Genomic DNA, 16,948 nt, shown 5'->3' on the forward strand with positions numbered 1-16,948 from the left:
CTCGAGGTCTTAAGCTTGGCGCGGCTGATCAAGGCGTCTTCGCTTTTATTTTAAGCTTCGAACAGTAATGATTCTGGATCTTCTATTAAATCCTTTATATGCTTTAAGAACGTAACTGCTTCTTTTCCATCAACAATTCTATGATCGTATGATAAAGCAATATACATCATTGGACGATTTTCCATTTTTTCAGCATCAATTGCAACAGGACGAAGCTGAATCGAATGCATTCCCAGAATGGCTACTTGTGGTCCATTTAAAATAGGTGTAGATAGCAATGAACCAAATACTCCACCATTTGTGATGGTAAACGTTCCACCTTGTAAATCGTGCAACCCTAATTTATTATCACGAGCTTTTTCAGCTAAATCCAATATTTCCTTTTCAATTTCCGCAAAATTCTTCCGATCTGCATCACGAACAACTGGAACTACTAAGCCTTCATTAGCAGACACAGCAATACCGATATCATAATACTTCTTTAAAAGGATTTCATCTCCTTGAATTTCAGCATTAATTAATGGCCATTTTTTCAATGCGGCTACAGCTGCTTTTGTAAAGAAAGACATAAAGCCCAGCTTCACATCATTTTCAGCAAAAAATTGATCTTTTCGACGTTTCCGCAAATTCATTACATTCATCATATCAATCTCATTAAAGGTTGTAAGCATGGCAGCTGTCTGCTGTACTTCAACTAATCGTTTTGCAATCGTTTGACGCCGCCGTGTCATACGAACTCTTTCAACCGGTTTATCACGATCCTCAAAAAACAAAGCCTTCTCAGTCGACTTTTGTGAAGACGCTGGTACAGATGTAACAATTTCTTTAGTTGTATCATAACTTGAAACGTCTTGAGGACGCACTCTGCCAAGAGGATCAACCGTTGGAACTTGAGTAAGATCGATCCCTTTTTCACGAGCTAATTTTCTTGCTGCTGGAGATGCAATTGGACGTTGTTTTTTTTCTACATTAGATAGAGTAAACGTTGATTGATCCTCCTGATTATTTGATGAATGAACTGATCTTTCAACAATATCTTTTTCTTCAACCAATGTAGCATCTGATCCAGAGTTAGTTGAGGCTACTGAATCTTTTACAACTGCAATCGTTTCTCCAACTTTAACGGTGTCCCCTTCCTTAGCTTTTAAATCAGATAATATTCCGCTGTATTCAGAAATGATTTCCACATTTACTTTGTCCGTCTCAAGTTCAACGATATAATCGCCTTTGTTCACAGTGTCTCCAATTTTTTTTAACCATTGTGCCACTGTACCTTCCGTAATCGATTCAGCTAGTTCTGGTACTTTGATTTCAGCCATCTTAATATCCCCCTTTTGTTAATGCTGCTGTAATGATCCGTGCTTGATCTTTTTTATGAACATTCGGATCCCCTTCTGCAGGACTTGATCTACGACGTCGACCTAAATAAGATACAATCGTATTACTAGAGGAATACGTTCTTAAGAATGGTTCTACAAAATGCCAAGCTCCCATATTTTTTGGTTCTTCCTGAACCCAAACGATTTCTTTCACATGAGGATATCGTTTAATAATTCGTTCAATCTCACTCTCTGGGAATGGATAAATTTCTTCAATTCGTACAAGGTGAAGCCAATCTGTTTCACTCTCAGTATTTAATTTTTCTGCTAAATCAATGGCCACCTTTCCAGTAGAAAATACAATCCTTTGGACTTTTTCTATTTTTTCTAAAAGATCAGGCTGCTCAATAACAGATTGGAATTCACCCTCACTTAGCTCTAACCCATTTGATGCTACTAATGGATTACGAAGCAAGCTCTTTGGCGTCATAATGACAAGTGGGCGAACTTCTTCTCTATTTAAAATCATCGCTTGACGTCTTAAGATATGGAAATATTGGGCTGCATTCGTTAAATTGGCCACTGTCCAGTTGTTTTCCGCTGCGAGTAAAAGAAAACGTTCGAGCCTTCCACTTGAATGCTCTGGCCCCTGTCCTTCATAACCATGCGGAAGCAGCATGACTAGGCCAGATTTTTGTCCCCATTTTGCTCGACCTGCAGCAATAAACTGATCAAAAATCACTTGAGCTGAATTGGCAAAATCACCGTATTGAGCTTCCCATAGCACGAGCGTTTCAGGAGCAAATACATTATAACCATATTCAAATCCAAGGACAGACCCTTCTGAAAGAGGGCTGTTATGAATAGCAAAGGAAGCCTTTGCCGTTGATAATACATGAAGAGGAGAAAATCCTTTTCCTGTACTGCTATCATGAAGAACTAAATTTCTTTGTGCAAAGGTCCCTCTTTCTGAGTCTTGTCCCGTGATTCGAATAGGCGTCCCATCTGATAAGATCGTTGCAAATGCAAGTGTTTCTGCTAGACCCCAATCTACTTTCCCATCACCTTCCAATGCATTTCGTCTACGTTGGAGTATTTTTTCAAGTTTATTAAATACTTGAACTGACTCTGGCCAGGCTAATAACTCTTGATTAATCTGCTGTAATTGTTCTAGCGGAACAGCCGTTTTTACTTTTCCAAAACCTTTTTCAATCTTTTCAGGCGGATTTTTAATCATCGCTTCTTGCTTCTTATCTGTAACTTGTTCATATGCTTTTTGCAACTTTGTACCAACACCCGTTTCAATGCTCTGTTTCAGTTCTTCTGTTAAAATGCCCTCTTCTAATAATTTATTTCCATATATTTCTTTAACAGTTGGGTGTTGATGAATGATCCTATACATAAGAGGATTTGTTGTCATTGGCTCATCCATTTCGTTATGACCAAATCGGCGGTAGCCAATTAAATCAATCAAAAAGTCTTTATGAAACATTTCACGATATTCACAAGCGAGTATCGCTGCCTCGATACAACTTTCAGGGTCATCTGCATTGACATGAACAATTGGAACTTCAAACCCTTTAGCCAAATCACTTGCATATCTAGTTGAACGCGAGTCACTAGATTCAGTTGTAAATCCAATCATGTTATTAGCAATGATATGAATGGACCCTCCTGTACGATATCCTTTCAAATTACCAAGGTTCAAGGTTTCAGCCACAATCCCTTGTCCTGGAAAAGCGGCATCACCATGAATGATAATAGAAAGAGCTAATGCCGGATTTTCCTTCGGATAACCTGCTTCGTCTCGATTATCTTGTGCAGCTCGTGTAAATCCTTCTACGATAGCACCAACAAACTCTAAATGACTTGGATTATTAGCTAAGTTTAAATGCACATTTTGTGTACTTTCTTTTTTCATTTGTCGTTCCAGACCCAAATGATATTTCACATCGCCCGTCCAGCCAAAATTAATTCCGATTGAACCTTCTGATGGAACTAATTTTTTATTTGGTGCATGCTGAAATTCAGCAAAAATAATTTCATATGGCTTACCCAGTATGTGGGCAAGAACATTTAAACGACCACGGTGAGCCATCCCCATATTAATCGTAGTTGCACCTCCCATGACCGATCCTGTAATCAGTTCATCTAGTAAAGGTATCATAGCGTCAAGACCTTCAATGGAAAACCGTTTCTGACCTACGTATGTGCGATGAAGAAACCTTTCGAACTCTTCTACTTCTGTTAATCGCTTAAACAAATTTATTTTATTTTCCTTTTTTAATGTAGAAAGTAACGACCCTTTTTCAACTTTTTGCTGTAACCACTTTTTTTCTTCAATATTACTTACATGATGAAATTCAAAAGCTAACTTACCTGTATAGACTTGTTTTAAATAGTCAAATGCTTCATACCCATTTTGAGTCGTTTCCGGCACATCTGGACATAGAATCTCTGCTGGTATCGCCTCTAAATCAGCTTTACTTAATCCGTAATGAGCGGGATCCAAGTGGCTGATTTCCGGAATATGATCATGTAAAGGATAGATATCTGCTGCTAAATGTCCATAATCACGTGTTTTATCAGCTAATTTAAGGACTGCCTTTACCTTTTGATACCATTCATTTGACAAGTTTTCCTTCATTCCTAGTAGACTAGTCTTCGGTTTCTCTCGTGATCCCCATTCATGAAAATACTGTCTCATTTCCTCATCAACCGACTGCGGATCTTCTAAATATTTTTCATACAACTCCATCACATAGCCAAGGTTAGGGCCATGAAATTGTTCTTGAAGGAGACTTAACCCCTTGTTTCGCTTACTCATCAAAAAAAGACCTCCACCTTCGTTTTATAAAAGGATCAAGTACATCTATCCTCTTTGTTCTCAAAAATAAAAAAATTCATTTAAAAAATATATATTTAATTAATTCAGAATATAAACTATTTTGTTAATATTTTAACATCATTACTTTCATGCTACAAAATTTTTAAACTTTTTCATCTAACTTATATACATAAGACTTCCATCAGCGGGGATTTTACTGCCCGTTAAGAGTGGGATAAAATAAATGCGATATTTTTTTCTAAAATAAAAAAACCAGGTTACACCCGGTTTTTTTAGAAATTATCAATTTAATAGTTTCTATAAAAGGAAGTAAACCACACATCCTCTTCTTTGCATCGCATATTTATCATTATTCTATAATTGTTTTTATATCAGCAATTATTGACAAATTTCGAAAAAAGAATTGCATGTTTTCATTTTTTATAGTAAAGTTTAATAAATTAATGTTTTTCTTATCAAGAGAGGTAGAGGGTATGGCCCAAGGACACCTCAGCAACCTTCAATGGCATCACATTGAAAAGGTGCTAATTCCAGCAAGTTTCTGATAAACTTGAAAGATAAGAAGAAGTCCTGTTTATTCATTTAAACGAAAGTCTTCTTCTCCAAGAAGACTTTTTTTATTTATAAAAAGCGATCTTCTTAACCCAGTATACTAATAGGATAAATCAATATATTAAAGTGGTTAGGGACACTAGTTCCCCCCTTTTTTTAAGGAGTGTTTTACATGTATAAAACAGATACAAAATTAGCGCAAATCGGTAATCGAAGCGAACAAACAACAGGAGCAGTCAATATGCCCGTCTATTTTTCAACTGCATATCGCCACGAGGGAATCGGTCAATCAACCGGATTTGATTATAGTCGAACAGGTAATCCCACAAGACAAACCCTTGAAAAAGCGATTGCTGATTTAGAAGGCGGAGATCAAGGATATGCTTGTAGCTCTGGAATGGCAGCAATCTTCACCGTTCTTTCTCTATTTCAATCAGGTGATGAATGGGTTGTCTCAAAAGATTTATATGGAGGTACTTATCGTCTACTTGAAGAAGGATTTCAAAAATGGGGATTACGATGTCGATATACAAATACAAGTAATGTGCAAAACATTGAAAATGAAATCACTCCCCAAACAAAAGCGATTTTTCTTGAAACTCCGACAAATCCTCTTATGGAGAAAACGGATATTTCAGAAGCAGCACGCATTGCTAAAAAACACAATGTATTGCTCATTGTCGACAATACATTTTATACCCCTGTTCTTCAACAGCCGATTGAATTAGGAGCAGATATTGTTATTCATAGTGCGACAAAATATTTAGGTGGTCACAATGATGTTCTTGCTGGGTTAATCGTTGCCAAAGGAGAAGAGCTTTGCCAAGAAATCGCTAAATATCACAATGCAGCAGGAGCTGTTTTAAGCCCGTTTGATTCATGGCTCTTAATGCGCGGCATGAAAACACTCTCATTAAGAATGGAACGTCATGAGAAAAATGCTCGTGAAATCGTTCAATTTTTGGAAAAGCACGATGGGATTACAGACGTTTTATATCCAGGAAATGGCGGAATGGTCTCTTTTCGCATTTTAGATGAAACATGGGTAAACCCTTTCTTACAACAATTAAAATTAATTAGTTTTGCTGAAAGTCTAGGTGGCGTGGAAAGCCTTATTACCTACCCTGCAACACAAACACATGCCGATATACCTGAGGAAATCCGTAATGAAACAGGGGTCGATAATCGTTTATTACGTTTTTCCGTAGGCATTGAAGATGTTCAGGATTTAATCCAGGATTTAACAGAAGCACTCGCTACAGTAAAAAAGGAGGTCACTATTCATGAGTAATTCATATTCTTTTCAAACCAATTTACTTCATAATAAACATAAATTAGATCCAGCTACAGGAGCGGTTAGTGTGCCGATTCAGCATGCTTCTACCTTTCATCAATCAGATATTGACTCATTTGGGAAATACGATTATAGCCGAAGCGCTAATCCAACAAGAGAAGCACTAGAAGAAGTAATTGCTGAATTAGAAGAAGGTTGCAGAGGTTTTGCCTTTTCTTCTGGGATGGCTGCGATTTCGACTGCATTTCTATTGCTTTCCAAGGACGATCATGTCGTGATTACAGAAGATGTCTATGGTGGAACATTCCGAATGGTATCCCAAGTTCTTACTCGTTTCGGAATCAGCCATACGTTTGTTGATATGACAAACCTTGAAGAGGTAAGAAATGCGATTCGTCCAAATACAAAACTCTTTTATGTCGAGACTCCTTCTAATCCGACATTAAAAGTAACGGATATTAAGGCAGTTAGTAAACTAGCGAAAGAACATCATGCATTAACATTCGTCGATAATACGTTTTTAACACCAGCTTTGCAAAAACCACTTACGCTTGGAGCAGACATTGTTTTGCATAGTGCCACAAAATTCTTATCCGGACATAGTGATGTTGTCGCAGGTCTTGCCGTTGTGAAAGACCCAGCTCTAGCCGATAAACTTGCCTTTTTACAAAATTCATTTGGTGCAGTTCTAGGTGTTCAAGATGCATGGCTTGTCCTTCGTGGGTTAAAGACCTTACATGTTCGCCTAGAACATTCCGTTCAAGCAGCAGAAAAACTAGCAAGATTTTTCCAAGAACATCCACTTGTCAATAAAGTGTACTATCCTGGGCTTAGTGATCATCCGCAATATGATATACAAAATTCTCAAGCAACATCAGCCGGCGCCGTTTTTTCCTTTGATTTGAAAAATGAGGCTGTGATGAGAACTTTTGTTGAAAATGTAACGATTCCTGTTTTTGCGGTAAGTCTTGGTGCAGTAGAATCAATCCTTTCTTATCCAGCAAAAATGTCTCATGCCGCTATGCCTGAAAGCGAACGCACACAGCGTGGAATTACGAACAGCTTGCTACGTCTTTCTGTTGGACTAGAAAATCCAGACGATTTGATTCAAGACTTTTCAAATGCTCTTGAAAAAGCCAATCAATCAAATTTAATTTATGATCGAGGTTAATAAAATGAACTTTTTAAAAAAAATGGAAAAAGAAATATTAATTGCTGATGGCGCCATGGGTACTCTTCTCTACTCTTATGGAAAAGATAATTGTTTGGAACAATTAAATCTATCACATTCTGAGCAGATCATTAGAATTCATCAAGCGTATTTAGATGCCGGTGCTGACATCATCCAAACAAATACCTATGCGGCTAACGCCTTAAAGCTTAGCCGCTATGGATTAGAAGACTCAGTAAAGGAAATTAACAGTGCCGCTGCTAAGAATGCCAAACAAGCCCTAACAGCAGCACAAACAGACGCATACATCATTGGAAGTATGGGCGGAAATCGAGGAATTAATCCTCAAACTGTTTCAATTGACGAAATTAAAAGAAGTTTTCATGAACAATTGTCCTATCTATTATTAGAAGGTATAGATGGTATTTTACTAGAAACATATTATGATTTAGAAGAATTAGAAACCGTACTATCGATTGCGAGAAAAGAAACCGATTTGCCAATTATTGCTCAAGTATCGATGCAGGAAGTAGGTTTTCTGCAAAACCATATGCCAATTGCTGATGCCATACAGCGATTAGAAAGTTTGGGCGCAGATATTGTAGGAATAAACTGCCGATTTGGCCCACATCATATGCTCATGGCATTAGAACAAGCACCTATTCCATCTAAAGCATACTTATCCGCTTATCCAAATGCGGGTCTTCCTTCTTATACAGATGGTGTTTTTCATTATGATGGGAACGCAGACTATTTCCGAAAATCAGCTCAGTCTTTCCGTGAACAAGGCGTGCGATTACTCGGCGGTTGCTGCGGAACAACACCTGAGCATATTCATGCATTCGCTACTGAACTTAAAGGAACTGCACCGATTCACGAGAAAAATCTAAAAATCAAAGAAGAAAAAATCGTCGTTACATCTAAGACCGTAGCACGTGAGCTCCCGCCTCTTCAAGACATTGTAAAAGAACGACCGTCTGTTATTGTCGAGTTAGACCCACCTAGAAAACTTGATACAACAAAGTTTTTTGAAGGGGCAAAAGCATTGAAAGAAAAAGGGATTGATGCAATTACTTTAGCTGATAATTCCCTTGCCTCACCGAGGATCTCTAACTCTGCTTTAGGGCATTTAGTCAAAACAAAAATAGGATTAAGACCACTTATTCATTTAACCTGTCGAGATCGTAATATGATTGGTTTGCAATCACATTTAATGGGATTACACACTCTGGGTTTAAATGATCTGTTAGCAATTACAGGTGATCCTGCGAGAGTTGGTGATTTCCCTGGGGCCTCATCTGTTTATGATGTATCTTCATTTGAACTCATTCAAATGATTAAGCAATTAAATGAAGGGTTATCACTTTCTGGAAAAGACTTAGGCCAAAAAACATCTTTCTCTGTTGCAGCTGCCTTTAATCCAAATGTTCGCCAAGTTGATAAAGCTGTAAAAAGACTCGAGAAAAAAATCTCATTTGGAGCAGATTATTTTATTACTCAGCCTGTCTATTCCGAAGAAAAACTCATTCGTATTCACGAAGAAACGAAACATTTAGATACCCCTATTTATATAGGTCTAATGCCACTAACAAGCAGTAAAAATGCAGAATTTCTTCATCATGAAGTACCAGGAATCAAAATTGCTGATTCGATTAGAGACTCCATGGCGTCCTTAAAAGATGATCCTATTCAGTCAGCAATGGAAGGAATTAAGATTACAAAATCGTTAATCGATGTAGCTGCAGAATTATTCAATGGAATTTATTTGATAACTCCTTTTATGAGATATGAAATGTCTGTAGAATTATCCGAATATGCTCGTTTAGCAACTGAGAAATTTAGGAGGAACCATCATGTCAAAAGCATCAATAACTGAACAAATGAATAAAAAGATTCTCATTATGGATGGGGCCATGGGAACGATGCTCCAAGAAGCTAACCTCTCAGCAGATGACTTTGGTGGAGAACAATTGGAAGGCTGTAATGAAAATTTAACCCTCACACGACCTGACGTAATTGAGTCGATTCATCGGCAATATTTAGAAGCAGGTGCTGATATCATTGAAACGAATACGTTTGGGGCAACTCAAATTGTGCTTGATGAATATGGACTTGGTACAAAAGCTTATGAGATTAATAAAGTGGCTGCCGAGATTGCGCGAAGTGTAGCGGACAGCCTCTCTACCCCTTCTTGGCCTCGGTTTGTTGCTGGTTCAATGGGACCGACAACAAAAACGTTGAGCGTCACAGGTGGGGCGACATTTGAAGAGTTGATTCAGAACTATGAAGAACAAGCTCGTGGTCTAATCGATGGGGATGTTGATGTTCTCTTATTAGAAACCAGTCAAGATTTATTAAATGTAAAAGCAGGATTTATCGGCATACAACAAGCCTATGAAAAAACTGGAATCACTCTACCGCTTATGATTTCCGGCACAATTGAACCAATGGGGACAACTTTAGCAGGACAATCAATTGAAGCGTTCTACATTTCAATTGAACATATGAACCCAATTGCGGTTGGATTAAACTGTGCAACAGGTCCAGAATTCATGCAAGACCATATTCGTTCGCTTTCAGGTCTTTCTACCATTGCGGTTAGCTGTTATCCGAATGCTGGGCTACCCGACGAAGAAGGTCATTATCATGAAACGCCTGAATCATTAGCGCAAAAATTGTCTGGATTTGCCGAAGAAGGCTGGCTTAACATCGTCGGTGGGTGCTGTGGAACGACTCCTGGGCATATTCAAGCCCTTGCAAATACCATGCAGAAGTTCCAACCAAGACAACGTAAAGATCATCATCTTCACATGGTATCGGGTATTGAACCGTTCATTTATGACGATCCCACTCTCCGCCCGATCATGGTTGGTGAACGAACAAATGTCATTGGATCTAGAAAGTTTAAACGTCTCATTGCAGAAGGTAAATTTGAAGAAGCAGCTGAAATTGCGCGAGCTCAAGTAAGAAAAGGAGCCCATGTCATTGATGTTTGTCTTGCAGACCCTGACCGTGATGAAATCACAGACATGGAAAGCTTTATTAAAGAAGCGGTCAAGAAAGTAAAGGTTCCACTTGTCATCGATTCAACCGATGATGCGGTAATTGAAAAGGCCCTCTCCTACTCACAAGGAAAAGCCATTATCAATTCGATCAACCTTGAAGACGGAGAAGAACGCTTTGAAGCTATTGCTCCCCTTGTTCATAAGTATGGTGCTGCTGTTGTGGTTGGTACGATTGATGAAAAAGGAATGGGTGTTAGTGCAGATAACAAACTAGAAATTGCTGAGCGATCGTATCAATTATTAGTCGAGAAATACGGTATCCCTCCTCAAGATATTATTTTTGACCCACTTGTATTTCCAGTAGGAACAGGGGATGAACAGTATATTGGTTCCGCCAAAGCAACTGTAGAAGGAATCCGTTTGATTAAAGAAAAATTTCCTGAAGTGCAAACGATTCTTGGGGTAAGCAATGTTTCATTTGGTCTCCCACCAGTTGGCCGTGAAATTTTAAATTCAATCTTTTTATATCATTGCACACTAGCAGGACTTGATTATGCGATTGTTAATACAGAAAAACTAGAACGATTTGCATCGATTTCAAAAGAAGAAGTAGCACTCGCTGAAAAACTTCTTTTTGAAACAACTGATGAATCATTGGCAATATTTACTGAGTACTACCGCGGTAAGAAAAAAGAAACAAAAAGTGGTCTCCCAGATATGACTTTAAGGGAAAGGCTCGCCTACTATGTGATTGAAGGAACAAAGGAAGGCTTAATTCCTGATTTGGAGCTGGCTTTGAAAGAGTATCCAGCACCACTTGATATTATTAACGGACCGTTAATGGATGGAATGAAAGAAGTCGGTCGCCTTTTTAATGAAAACCAACTAATTGTTGCGGAAGTACTACAAAGTGCAGAAGTCATGAAAGCATCTGTTGCCTATTTAGAGCCTTTTATGGAAAGTAATGATACTTCTGCGGCAAAGGGGACCATTATATTAGCGACCGTTAAAGGTGATGTCCATGATATTGGGAAAAACCTTGTTGAGATTATTTTAAGTAATAATGGCTATAAAGTGGTGGATCTTGGGATAAAAGTGGCTCCCGCTGATTTAGTTGAAGCCGTCAAAAGAGAAAAACCAGATATCGTTGGACTATCAGGATTACTCGTAAAATCAGCTCAACAAATGGTTTTAACTGCCCATGATATGAAGCAAGCTGGGATTGATGTACCTATTTTAGTCGGTGGAGCTGCCCTATCACGGAAGTTCACAGATAATAAAATTTCAAAGGAATATGAGGGCCTCGTTCTTTATGCAAAGGATGCTATGGTTGGGCTATCTCTAGCAAACCAGCTACAAGACCCGGTTGAAGTCGAAAAATTAGTACAGGAGAAAATAGAAAAGGAAAATGCTGCACCTCTTCCTGCTTACGAGAGACCAACAAGTTCTGTTGCTGTAAAAGTACGGAAAAAGGTAAATACAGATGCCCCTGTATTTGTCCCACAAGATACAAAACGGCATTTGTTAAAATCCTATTCCTTTTCCCATGTTGAACCGTATATAAACAAGCAGACATTAATTGGTCATCATCTCGGTTTAAAAGGGAAACTTGAAAAGCTTCTTCAAGAAGGTGATGAAAAAGCAGTTAAATTAAATGATATGATCAATGGATTAATACAGGATGCTATACAAAATGGCTGGATTTCTCCCGCTGCTGTGTATCAGTTTTTCCCTGCACAATCTGACGGAGATCGTGTTTTAATCTATGATCCAGAACATCCTGGAAAAGTGATTGAAACGTTCGAATTTCCAAGACAAGAATCTGAACCTTATCTATGCTTAGCCGACTTTTTAAAGCCTGTTGACAGCGGACAAATGGATTATGTATCTTTCTTCGCAGTCACTGCAGGAAAAGGAATTCGACAAGTAGCAGAAAAATTAAAAAGCGAAGGACGTTTTCTAGAAAATCATGCTCTACAGGCATTAGCACTAGAAACAGCAGAAGGATTGGCAGAACTGATACATCGTCAAGTACGTGATCGTTGGGGTTTCCCAGATCCGGTGAACTTTACGATGAAAGAACGTTTTGCTGCTAAATATCAAGGGCAACGCTTTTCATTTGGCTACCCTGCTTGTCCGGATCTTGAAGATCAGAAAAAGCTATTTAAACTTATTTCACCTGAGGATATTGGTATTGAACTAACAGAAGGCTTCATGATGGAACCCGAAGCAAGTGTAACAGCGCTTGTGTTCGCCCATCCCGAAGCAAGATATTTTAATGTATTAAGATAAGAGAAAAAGAAATCGGCGAATTCGCCGATTTCTTTATTTTACTTATAGCCTATTTAAATTTTTTTCATTTTTTAAAGCTATAGGTTTTCAGTTTGTTGTTTAATTTCACTCTCACTAAAGATAAGATTGGCTTCTTCAAGTAATTTATGTTCATCTACTGAATCTCCAGCCATATTTTTTGAATTAGGAAAGTTATTTTCATTTTCAATTATCGTTTCCTTCTTTTTTGGAGCAGTTGTAAGATAATCTTCTTTTTTTGCCATTTTCACCATCTCCTTCTTAAAGGTGATCCTTATCGATAAAGGTGTATGCTTGCCTATATCCATTCAAGATGGAAATACTTTATCCAAATATCTATTCCTTGTGTACACACTAGAACAACCTATCATCCGACAAGATGATAGGTTACTTTTTAGTATAGGGTTGATTCCCGCTTTAGTATACCAGCTTTCCTGATATAGGTTTCAATTTCCTTTATTGCTAATTCTAGGTTATCTGCATTGATCGTTGTAAAGTCATTTTTGTATTCGTTCAACTTATAGGAGTAACGCGGATCATAGTAATATTCAAGTAAGATCTGCGTAACTTCATGATATTGTTCGTTCTGAGTATATTCAATTAAGGAATGATAGATTTCATCATTCTTCAATCGTTTTTTTAACATCATCACTTTCTCAAGAAATATCTCCTGAAACCACAATTCACCTAAGAATGGTTCAAAATATTCCTTGTAAATCCGATTGGTTCTAGTCTGAAGCGATGATTGTAAATATAAATTTATTCCATTTAACTTTTTTTCATATAATTCATCAGGCTGTCCCACTTTTCCGATTCTTTTGCTTTCCGCTTCAACGATAAAGTAAGAAGATTCCTTCATTTGTCGAAGGCTTTCGAACAATAAGCCATCAAATGTTTTTTGATTATTTCCATCATGCTTAAAGCCCAGCGTACCAAATAATGAACCTCTATGGGCAGCCATTTCCTCGAGATCAAGGACAGGGTAACCTCTTTTTCTTAATTCAACTAAAATTTCCGTTTTACCTGTCCCTGTCATACCATGTAATACAACGGCTTGATTTGGAATAAGTTGAGGAATCTCCTCTAAAATATACTGCCGGTATGCTCTATACCCTCCAGATAATCGAATAGAAGAAAGACCTGAGAAATCTACGAAAGTAGTCATAGCACCACTTCTCATACCACCACGCCAACAATAAAAAATAGGTTGTTTATTTCCTTCTTCTATTTTTTTTATGGTGTCTAAAATTTGTGACACTTTCGGTAAAAAGATTTCCATTCCTCTCCACTTTGCTTGTGCAGGTCCTATTTGTTTATAAATGGTCCCGACTTCTTTTCTTTCTTCATTTGTAAAAACGGGGATATTGACTGCTCCTGGAATACACGCCTCCTCAAATTCACCAGGAGATCTCACATCTATCACTACAACATCTTCCATATGGAGAAGTTGTTCTACTGTTATCTCTTTCAATATAAATGCCTCCATTAATCAAATTACTTTTTATGAAAACGTTGAAAAAGGATATTAGCTTTTCCTAATATCCACTCCGTTCATCCTGAGAATAATGGTTTCCTATTGCAGTTTTTTGAAAACGTATCTCAAGTAAACGTTCTTCCTGTTAACTTCGTAAGCTCACAACAAAACTTGGACCATTCCTTAGGAAAGGATTGTAGACCTGCACTTCTAAATATGTTAGCTCTCGTTTCTAAACGAATAGACCAACATATGCCATCTAAAATAATTCCATCTTGTTCATAATTTGAATCCCAGCCCCAAACCTTCAAACGATACAATTGCTGCTTAAATTCATCCGTACTACCAGGTTCAACAAGTTTGTATTCAAGACGTTTGGATGGATCTAAATTGATCTCCAAAAAGATAAAAGTTTTTTTATAAAATCAACTTTCACTTTTAACAAGGGACTTCGACATTCTCCAACCTCAACTGTTAAGGAAATAAAGTGCTTTTCGGGAAGTAACGAAACAACATCATTATGGACTGAAAAGAGATCGTTTTTCGACTAATAACCGATTTGACTTGTGCCTGCTGAACAGGCCTATCTCTTTCTTTCATAAAAACAGGGTCTTGATTTACTTGCTGACATATCTAAGGGATGCTCGCCGGTCCTTTTTGATCAAGAATGGAAAGAATAATTTCGTACATATTCATTATTTCTGGTTCCTCCGGGAAATTTCCTTTCATGACTTTTTTCATTTTATGAATTCTCCCTTCAATCCATTTATAGAAGGAAAAAATAACTCCTTACTAAAACTAGCCCAATGATATAAAATGCCAAAGTCGCTACCTTTAGTATAAAGAAAAAACAATTAGCGCGCTGTAACAATTGACACTATTTATTTCCTGATTAGAAGGAGTAACGAAAAAGTACTAAGTTCTTTATTCAATTATTGGTTATGTTTTGGATATTTACCAATTACATGAATAGATTGAATAATTCGTTTGTTTATCCACTTCCTATTTTCTTCTCTATTTAATTGATCGAAAATAACTTTTCTTGCTTCTTGTGTTGTAACATAATGACTGGGAAGTTTATTTAAGCTTAATGCAGTAATATCGTTTCTACACTTCTCACAATGACAGAAAGTTTGATATTCAGGACTCATCATGAAAGTATTAACAAGTATACTCACAATTTCTTCCATTACATTCATTAACCCTTTATCCATCTATTCGTCCCATCTCTAAGTTGTTTTCAATATAACTAGGTTGTATTCTTGAGCCCTGTCTTATTAATCATATCACTAATACATGTAGTTGAATATGAGAATACTTTCTAGTTAAAAATAGAAAATACCCTTACTGGAGTTCATTAGATTAATCATTTATTGTTTTCAATCACATTCGTTTAGACTCAAGTTGTTCATATACATATTAATAACCAATTAGCATCATACTAAAACAGATAACCCAATGGGTTTTCAATCATTCAGCCATCAACAAGACCAAAAGAAGAGGTGATTTGATGAGTTACAGAGACCAATTAGATCAACACTCTAAACTTTTTCACCATACGAATACAAGGCGAAAGCATACAAATGCTCAAGTAAATGGAGAAACTCAAGTAACACAAAATACGATTATCGCAAGAGGTAATGCAAAGGCTCATCGGTTTAAATGATGCTGATATGAACCAAAGGGGGAACTGACTCATTAGATTCAGTTCCCCCTTTTCTAAACCTAAAAAACCGCAATTAATATAGAAAGGACGAAGTTAAAATCACTTATCCAATAAAATTACAGGCTTCTTTTAATCACAATATTCAGTTTTGATTTTGTTCCCGCTCAATGACACTTCTTGATAATAGTTGGATCGTTATATCATCCATTGGAGGATTATGTAGACCTGCTCTCACATCACGATAATAACGTTGTAAAGGGCTCTTTTGTGATAAACTTCTTGCACCCATTATCCGCATAGCCAAATCAACAACCGAAAGTGCACTATTCGTTACAGCCATTTTGGCCGCACCTAATTCTGGTAAAAGATCTTCCTTCTCTTCTTGATCTGCTTCATCCCATCTTTTTGCAACAGAATATAAAAAATGACGAGCTCTTAAAAGTTCAAACTCTATTTCACCCATTTTTTGCTGTACATTAGGTAAATGAATAATTGTCCCGGTAATACTATTGGGTGCGTAGGAACGAGCAAAACGAATAGCTTCATTCTGAGCTGCTTGAGCAATACCTAGATAGCATGCAGGGATATGTAACAGAGATCCGTTCGCTTTCTTTTTGTTCGGAAGACTTTCAACATAGTATTTTTCGTCAATCACAACATCCTTTAAAATTAAATCATGGCTTCCTGTTCCACGCATAGCAATACTATCCCATGTTTCTTTAATTGAGATCCCAGGCTGAGTCCTCGGAATTAAAAAGTTTCCTATCTCATCACTTTCTATAATCCCTGCACTCACAATAAAATAATCTAACATTGGAGACATAGTGGTAAAACTTTTACGCCCATTAATGGTCCATTGATTACCACTTTTCTCAGCTATTGTTTGCGGCCTCCCCCCACGAGTTGGGCTGCCGGTTTGCAACTCAGATGCGGCAGAATTAACGAGTGAACCTTTTAGTACATTCGTACAAAGTTCTCGAAAAATAGACTCCTCCCAATTTAACTTTTCCCCTAAATGTTTGATTATCCCCATATGCCAACCGATTGCTAGAGCTGTGGAACCATCACCCACTGCTATCTTCTCCTGTAGTTGTACAAGCTCAAGTAAGGTAATCTCCTTCCCTCCATACTCAGATGGTACAGTTAAAGTTGTATAGCCTGCTTTGATTAATTCACGTATATTTTCAAACGGAAAAGAACCCGATTCATCTACTTCTGCGGCCCTTAAAGCAAAATTAGTAGAAAGTTTTTTCATCAAGTCCAATCGATCCTGTTGTGTATATAATTCATTAAATCCCATATGTATACA

12 protein-coding genes and 1 riboswitch are annotated in these 16,948 nt (G+C 37.4%); of the genes, 5 read left to right on the top strand and 7 right to left on the bottom strand.

The genetic code is table 11. From position 1 onward, the window contains the following. Nucleotides 1-50: 50 nt before the first annotated feature. Both sucB and JMM81_RS14895 read right to left on the bottom strand, forming a co-directional pair. Nucleotides 51-1,319: a dihydrolipoyllysine-residue succinyltransferase gene (gene sucB, locus JMM81_RS14890; protein WP_256242352.1), complete on the bottom strand. Its 1,269-nt coding sequence runs from the start codon at nucleotides 1,317-1,319 to the stop codon at nucleotides 51-53. A 1-nt stretch (nucleotide 1,320) separates the two neighbouring features. Continuing rightward, the gene (locus tag JMM81_RS14895; protein WP_256242353.1) at nucleotides 1,321-4,146 is read right to left on the bottom strand and encodes a 2-oxoglutarate dehydrogenase E1 component; all 2,826 of its coding nucleotides are present in this window, start codon (nucleotides 4,144-4,146) and stop codon (nucleotides 1,321-1,323) included. A 470-nt stretch (nucleotides 4,147-4,616) separates the two neighbouring features. After that, a riboswitch (SAM riboswitch) is annotated at nucleotides 4,617-4,731 on the top strand. 160 nt (nucleotides 4,732-4,891) lie between these two features. Between JMM81_RS14895 and JMM81_RS14900 the strand changes: the two genes are divergently transcribed. The 4 genes from JMM81_RS14900 to metH are packed head-to-tail and all read left to right on the top strand — an operon-like array spanning nucleotide 4,892 to nucleotide 12,481. Further along, nucleotides 4,892-6,010, top strand: a complete 1,119-nt coding sequence (locus JMM81_RS14900) for a methionine biosynthesis PLP-dependent protein (RefSeq protein ID WP_256242354.1) — start codon at nucleotides 4,892-4,894, stop codon at nucleotides 6,008-6,010. Further along, nucleotides 6,003-7,184: a cystathionine beta-lyase gene (metC, locus tag JMM81_RS14905; RefSeq protein WP_256242355.1), complete on the top strand. Its 1,182-nt coding sequence runs from the start codon at nucleotides 6,003-6,005 to the stop codon at nucleotides 7,182-7,184. Before JMM81_RS14900 ends, metC begins: the two co-directional genes overlap by 8 nt. 4 nt (nucleotides 7,185-7,188) lie before the next feature. Next, the gene (locus tag JMM81_RS14910) at nucleotides 7,189-9,060 is read left to right on the top strand and encodes a bifunctional homocysteine S-methyltransferase/methylenetetrahydrofolate reductase (protein WP_256242356.1); all 1,872 of its coding nucleotides are present in this window, start codon (nucleotides 7,189-7,191) and stop codon (nucleotides 9,058-9,060) included. Continuing rightward, nucleotides 9,038-12,481 (top strand): methionine synthase, encoded by a 3,444-nt coding sequence (gene metH / locus JMM81_RS14915; protein WP_256242357.1) that lies wholly within the window; start codon nucleotides 9,038-9,040, stop codon nucleotides 12,479-12,481. Before JMM81_RS14910 ends, metH begins: the two co-directional genes overlap by 23 nt. A gap of 77 nt (nucleotides 12,482-12,558) precedes the next feature. On the opposite strand, the gene JMM81_RS14920 is transcribed toward metH, so the two are convergent. The 4 genes from JMM81_RS14920 to JMM81_RS14935 form a co-directional block, all read right to left on the bottom strand. After that, complete coding sequence (locus JMM81_RS14920) at nucleotides 12,559-12,744, bottom strand: hypothetical protein (protein ID WP_256242358.1); 186 nt, start codon at nucleotides 12,742-12,744, stop codon at nucleotides 12,559-12,561. Between the two features lie 149 nt (nucleotides 12,745-12,893). Then, nucleotides 12,894-13,970, bottom strand: coding sequence for a tRNA 2-selenouridine(34) synthase MnmH (gene mnmH / locus JMM81_RS14925; protein ID WP_256242359.1), 1,077 nt, complete (start codon nucleotides 13,968-13,970; stop codon nucleotides 12,894-12,896). A 128-nt stretch (nucleotides 13,971-14,098) separates the two neighbouring features. After that, on the bottom strand, nucleotides 14,099-14,374 hold the full coding sequence (locus JMM81_RS14930) for a hypothetical protein (protein ID WP_256242360.1): 276 nt from the start codon (nucleotides 14,372-14,374) through the stop codon (nucleotides 14,099-14,101). A gap of 531 nt (nucleotides 14,375-14,905) precedes the next feature. Continuing rightward, a complete protein-coding gene (locus JMM81_RS14935; RefSeq protein WP_256242361.1) occupies nucleotides 14,906-15,187 on the bottom strand; it encodes a late competence development ComFB family protein in 282 nt (93 codons plus the stop codon). 296 nt (nucleotides 15,188-15,483) lie between these two features. Between JMM81_RS14935 and JMM81_RS14940 the strand changes: the two genes are divergently transcribed. Next, nucleotides 15,484-15,639 carry a YpzG family protein gene (locus JMM81_RS14940; protein ID WP_256242362.1) on the top strand — a complete coding sequence of 52 codons (156 nt, stop codon included), beginning with the start codon at nucleotides 15,484-15,486 and terminating at the stop codon, nucleotides 15,637-15,639. Between the two features lie 142 nt (nucleotides 15,640-15,781). On the opposite strand, the gene JMM81_RS14945 is transcribed toward JMM81_RS14940, so the two are convergent. After that, complete coding sequence (locus tag JMM81_RS14945) at nucleotides 15,782-16,939, bottom strand: acyl-CoA dehydrogenase family protein (RefSeq protein ID WP_256242363.1); 1,158 nt, start codon at nucleotides 16,937-16,939, stop codon at nucleotides 15,782-15,784. Between the last annotated feature and the right edge of the window lie 9 nt (nucleotides 16,940-16,948).

This window comes from Bacillus sp. V3B (assembly GCF_024494465.1).
Classification (GTDB): Bacteria; Bacillota; Bacilli; order Bacillales; family Cytobacillaceae; genus Bacillus_BD.

Excerpts from the sequence above, each read along its gene's own strand:
- sucB (WP_256242352.1), bottom strand. The coding sequence starts at position 1,319 with ATGGCTGAAATCAAAGTACCAGAACTAGCTGAATCGATTACGGAAGGT.
- JMM81_RS14895 (WP_256242353.1), bottom strand. The coding sequence starts at position 4,146 with ATGAGTAAGCGAAACAAGGGGTTAAGTCTCCTTCAAGAACAATTTCAT.
- JMM81_RS14900 (WP_256242354.1), top strand. The coding sequence starts at position 4,892 with ATGTATAAAACAGATACAAAATTAGCGCAAATCGGTAATCGAAGCGAA.
- metC (WP_256242355.1), top strand. The coding sequence starts at position 6,003 with ATGAGTAATTCATATTCTTTTCAAACCAATTTACTTCATAATAAACAT.
- JMM81_RS14910 (WP_256242356.1), top strand. The coding sequence starts at position 7,189 with ATGAACTTTTTAAAAAAAATGGAAAAAGAAATATTAATTGCTGATGGC.
- metH (WP_256242357.1), top strand. The coding sequence starts at position 9,038 with ATGTCAAAAGCATCAATAACTGAACAAATGAATAAAAAGATTCTCATT.
- JMM81_RS14920 (WP_256242358.1), bottom strand. The coding sequence starts at position 12,744 with ATGGCAAAAAAAGAAGATTATCTTACAACTGCTCCAAAAAAGAAGGAA.
- JMM81_RS14935 (WP_256242361.1), bottom strand. The coding sequence starts at position 15,187 with ATGGATAAAGGGTTAATGAATGTAATGGAAGAAATTGTGAGTATACTT.
- JMM81_RS14940 (WP_256242362.1), top strand. The coding sequence starts at position 15,484 with ATGAGTTACAGAGACCAATTAGATCAACACTCTAAACTTTTTCACCAT.
- JMM81_RS14945 (WP_256242363.1), bottom strand. The coding sequence starts at position 16,939 with ATGGGATTTAATGAATTATATACACAACAGGATCGATTGGACTTGATG.